General features: G+C 68.5%; 5 protein-coding genes and 1 pseudogene. 1 reads left to right on the plus strand and 5 read right to left on the minus strand.

What is annotated here, in order from left to right; translation table 11 throughout:
- The coding region (fxlM, locus tag V6U90_RS32610) for a methyltransferase, FxLD system (protein ID WP_334444903.1) at positions 1-1,067 on the plus strand (1,067 nt) is incomplete at its 5' end.
- Positions 1,068-1,642: 575 nt separating this feature from the next.
- On the opposite strand, the pseudogene V6U90_RS32615 reads toward fxlM, so the two are convergent.
- The 5 genes and pseudogenes from V6U90_RS32615 to V6U90_RS32635 all read right to left on the minus strand — a co-directional run.
- Positions 1,643-1,942, minus strand: a pseudogene (locus V6U90_RS32615) (transposase); the annotation flags it as partial.
- Between the two features lie 147 nt (positions 1,943-2,089).
- Positions 2,090-3,145: a hypothetical protein gene (locus V6U90_RS32620; protein WP_334444905.1), complete on the minus strand. Its 1,056-nt coding sequence runs from the start codon at positions 3,143-3,145 to the stop codon at positions 2,090-2,092.
- Between the two features lie 46 nt (positions 3,146-3,191).
- Positions 3,192-3,353 (minus strand): hypothetical protein, encoded by a 162-nt coding sequence (locus tag V6U90_RS32625; protein ID WP_334444907.1) that lies wholly within the window; start codon positions 3,351-3,353, stop codon positions 3,192-3,194.
- A 12-nt stretch (positions 3,354-3,365) separates the two neighbouring features.
- Positions 3,366-3,620 carry a hypothetical protein gene (locus V6U90_RS32630; RefSeq protein WP_334444909.1) on the minus strand — a complete coding sequence of 85 codons (255 nt, stop codon included), beginning with the start codon at positions 3,618-3,620 and terminating at the stop codon, positions 3,366-3,368.
- Entirely contained in the window at positions 3,620-4,024 is a 405-nt protein-coding gene (locus V6U90_RS32635; RefSeq protein ID WP_334444911.1) for a hypothetical protein, read from the minus strand. Before V6U90_RS32635 ends, V6U90_RS32630 begins: the two co-directional genes overlap by 1 nt.
- Between the last annotated feature and the right edge of the window lie 255 nt (positions 4,025-4,279).

Here is a 4,279-nt window from a genome sequence, read left to right on the forward strand (position 1 = left end):
TGCTCAACTGGGACACCGTGCGGAAGGCGGTCGATCGCACGAATCGGGGTGCGAGCACGATGGAGAAGGGCGGGGGCGATGCGGGTACGAGCGAGCCGGACGACCGGGTACGCCACCAAGCTGATCAACCCGGCCATCGCGTCCTGGAGATCGGCGCGGCCACCGGCATCAACGCCGCCCTACTCGCCGAGTTGACCAGCCCTGGCGGCAAGGTCGTCACCATCGAACTCGACCAGGGCCTCGCCGACGGCGCCCGCGCCGGCCTCGACCGCGCCGGCTACGACACCGTCGAGGTGATCTGCGGCGACGGAGCCCTCGGTCACCCCGATCACGCGCCCTACGACCGGATCATCGTCACCGCCGGAGCCTGGGACATCTCCGCGGGCTGGTGGGAACAACTCGCCGATGACGGCCGCATCGTCGTGCCCCTGCGCGTGCACGAGAGCGGCCTGACCCGATGCTTCGCCTTCGACCGCACCGCCCCCCACCAGTTGGTCAGCACCACGACACCGCTGGTCTGCGGATTCGTCCCCATGCGCGGCACCGCCGCGCACACCGACCACCACGTACGCCTCGACACCGACGTGGTCCTCAAACTCGACGCCACCGACCAACCCGACCGCGCCGCCCTCAGCAGCGCCCTGGGCCACCCCCGGCTCGAACGCTGGACCGGCATCCAGGTCAGCGACGCAGACCCCGGCCACCTCGACCTGTGGCTGCTCGTGCACACCGACAGGCCGCTCGGCCGCCTCGGCGTCGGCGACACCGCCCGCACCAGCGGACTGGTCACCCCCGCCTACCGGTGGGCCGGTGCCGCCATCTACCACGGCACAACCATCGCCTACCTCACCTTCCAAGACATCGGCAACGGCCACCACGAACTCGGCGCGATCGCCCACGGACCAGACGCCACCACGCTCGCCACCGACCTGACCAACCTGCTCGACCACTGGGACGAGGCAGGCCGCCCCAACCAGCCCACCGTCACCGCCCAGCGCGCAGGAACCCGACCTGCCGAACGTGGTGGCATTAGTCGATCCGACACGGTCCTCACGATCTCCTTCTGAACGCATGCCCGCTGGGGCGGCGCCCTGTCCCGCCCCGGCGATCCCCGCGACGAGCCCGGCTGGCCCTTCGGCGGTCACCGGCCGGGGCACCTCGTTGCCGACAGGCGGCCTTCCGCAGCAGATGAGGACACCATGCCCCCGCCTCTTGCCTCCACCATCGCGGCGCGCTTCCCTCTCGTCGCACGGAAACGACCGCCTGCCAAACCACTGGACGCACGGGTCAACCGGCTCGTCGGGCTCGCCGAGACCGCCTACCGCGAACGCGACCCGGAGAAGGCATCCATGGTGTTCAACGGGGCTGCCCTCGTCGCCTCCGACTGCGGAGACGCAGAGCTCGCCCGCGCCTGGTGCCACCGCCACGCGGACCTCTATCTCAGCCAAGCCCCACTCGACGGGTACACCGCTCGGTTCGCCCTCGAACCAGTCGTCAATCTCGCTCGCCTACGCATCCGGGACGGTGAGCAATGCTCGAAACCTGTGGATGAGCGTCGGGAGGCGTACCCTCCCGACGAGTTCCAAGCCAGGAATCGAGTAGAGCCCGCGCGCCAACGCGGGTGGGGAGGGTACGCCCGTGCTTACCCTACGCCGTAGGCGAGGATCAGGGCGTTGAGGGCCTTGGCCCAACCGTAGACCCGGCCGGTGATGCTGCCGCCACCTCGGCGTTTCTGTTGGACGACGAGGTAGAGGACCTTCATCGCGGCCTGCTGCTCGGTCGGGAAGTGCCCGCGCCGTCGGGCGGCCTGCCGGAACCGGGCGTTCAGGCTCTCGATGATGTTGGTGGTGTAGAGGACCTTGCGGACCTCGTGGTCGTAGTTCAGGAAGGGCACGAACTGCGGCCAGGAGGTGCGCCAGAGCCGGATCACGGCCGGGTACTGGTCGCCGAACTCGCTCGACGTGGACCGTCACCGTGCGATCTCCCCGGTGAACACGACCTCGAGTCCCAGCGCTTCCGCCTCCGCGACCACGTCGACGAGCGGGCAGCAGCACCCCGACGCCGAGCCCCTTCGTAGTCGAGCATGCGCCTACCGCATGATCGCGCTGATAACAGCCGCCGCGACGACTCCGAACAGCAACGGGATCAGACAGCCGACGACCGCGGTTCCACGCACCCTCGTCCTCGCAAACAGCGTTGCTCTGCGCGATCGACGCGCTTCATCCGCGACTCGCATCCCCGGCACGGCAGAACCGCCCTGTCGGTCCAGTTGCTCGTCCACCAGCGCGGCGAGGTCCTCGATCCACTCCCAGAATGCAGGATCCGTGTTCGGCAGCGCCCGACGCGCGATGAAGAAGACGCGGCCGTCGACGATCTCGACGTCGCAGTTTCCCGCGAGCTCGACGAGCGTCTCCTGCACCGCGGGTGTGAGCAGCCTCCGGACGGCGTCGTCATCCTGCGGTGCGCAGAGAACCTGGAAATGCACGTCGAACGAGCCGCCTATCATCAGCGGCCGGTACGATGGCGGTACCGTCCATGCGCACGACGGGATATCTCGCGCGGCGGTCACCAGCGCCATCGGCGGCAACGCTGTCCGCACGGTGAACATGGCGTAGCAGGCCGTGTGCGGCATGCGCGTCTGCCCCGTCCATGTGTCATAGGCGTAGTTCGCGACCTCGAACGGACGATGCGCGGTCGCGGTCACCAGGTCGCCCGCGACACGCGACGATCCGACGCGGAACAAAGCCGCCGGTCGAACCGGATCCTTCTCGACGGCTGTGTAGGACAGCCCATTCGCCTCGGTGAAGCGCCTCAGCCGGTACCAGCCGACCTCCGAGGCCCGACGCCCCCGGAGGACACCCCGGATCTGCATCACGGCGAGCGGAACCACCATGAGACTCGCGATCACCACCGTCGTGGCATCGGCGCCGGGCGCCCCGAACATGAGCTGCACCATCAGCACGTACAGGGCGGCCAACACCCCCGCACCGACCACAAGTACGGCGGCCTGGAACACGATCCGACTTCCGGCTGCGGCCTCGCCGAAACGTCCGCCTTCGTGACGTATCAGTTCGCGACCCTCCGCACGGGCGAGCGCAGGATCGACGGGGACGCGAAGCGCGACGTCATCGAAGCGCGACGTCATCAGGCCACCTCCGCCACGGGTCCACAGCAAGATCCGTCGAGCTGCGTCAGCGTTCCGGCTGCCATGCCCCTCCTTCGATCAACGGCATCTGCACGGTGACCTGCCGCCCCGCCTGCTTGAAATCGCCGATCCACGCGTCGGCTTCGACTCCGCCGCCGTGGGGCACGAGTTCAGCATCCCAGTCGGTACTAACCGTTCGGTGAGCCATGTGACTCCTATTTCAGTACACGCCCTGGTCCAGCAACGCCGCGAAGATCTGCGCCGGGGCGGCGTCGACGAACTCCGGACTGTTGAGCACGTGCACAATCCGGTCGCGTTCGGCCAGGCTGAGCGCGTTCACCGGCGGGCGCCGCACCAGACGTGACGGTGCCGGCCGCAGCCGGTCCCGGCCGGCGCTGGACCGGGCGATCCCGGTCAACCGGGCCGCGTCCCGCGTCGTGGTCCCCGCACCGGTCAACGCCCGGTAGGCGTCCATCAACGCCTGCCGAGCCCGAACACATCCGGACCGTCCGGCTCGCTCCTGGAGATCTCCTCCAAGAGCTCGCGCGCTTTTCCCATGATCGTCAACGCCGTCTCCGTCCGGGCCAACCGGGCCTGCGTACGCTCCAACTCCCGCCGCAACCGGGCGATCTCGGCCTGCTCGGAACTCGGGCGTCCGACCGTCTCCCCGGCTGGCTTGCCCTGCAACAACCCGGCGTCACGAGCCCGGCGCCACTCCGACATCAACGACGAGTACAAGCCCTCCCGCCGCAGGAACGCCCCGCCCTCACCCACCGCGACGGCCTGCTCATACCGGGCCAACAGGTCCAGCTTCTGCCCCGGCGCGAACGACCGGCGCACCCGCGGCCCGTCCGAACGCGGACCCTTCCTACGACTCATGACCCCATCCTGGGGCACCACGATGTCAACAGCAGCACTCAACGTTTCTCGATCCTGAACTCGCCCTGCCAGACGGACTTGCTATGAACCGTTGGCCTCAACTCACCCTGGCAGACAGGGATGCGCCCCGCTTGGACAAGTCAGCCAGGATCGGCATCACCCGCAGGGTCATCAACTCGGCTGCACGCCGATGGGTGTGTACAACTAACGGCTGATCGACCGATCAAGGGAGAGACGCCAGATGACGACCGAGAC

This window comes from Micromonospora sp. CPCC 206060, assembly GCF_036906895.1.
GTDB lineage: Bacteria > Actinomycetota > Actinomycetes > Mycobacteriales > Micromonosporaceae > Micromonospora.

What these genes read in the sequence shown, in the direction of transcription:
- V6U90_RS32620 (WP_334444905.1), bottom strand. Translation starts at nt 3,145, where the DNA reads ATGACGTCGCGCTTCGATGACGTCGCGCTTCGCGTCCCCGTCGATCCT.
- V6U90_RS32625 (WP_334444907.1), bottom strand. Translation starts at nt 3,353, where the DNA reads ATGGCTCACCGAACGGTTAGTACCGACTGGGATGCTGAACTCGTGCCC.
- V6U90_RS32630 (WP_334444909.1), bottom strand. Translation starts at nt 3,620, where the DNA reads ATGGACGCCTACCGGGCGTTGACCGGTGCGGGGACCACGACGCGGGAC.
- V6U90_RS32635 (WP_334444911.1), bottom strand. Translation starts at nt 4,024, where the DNA reads ATGAGTCGTAGGAAGGGTCCGCGTTCGGACGGGCCGCGGGTGCGCCGG.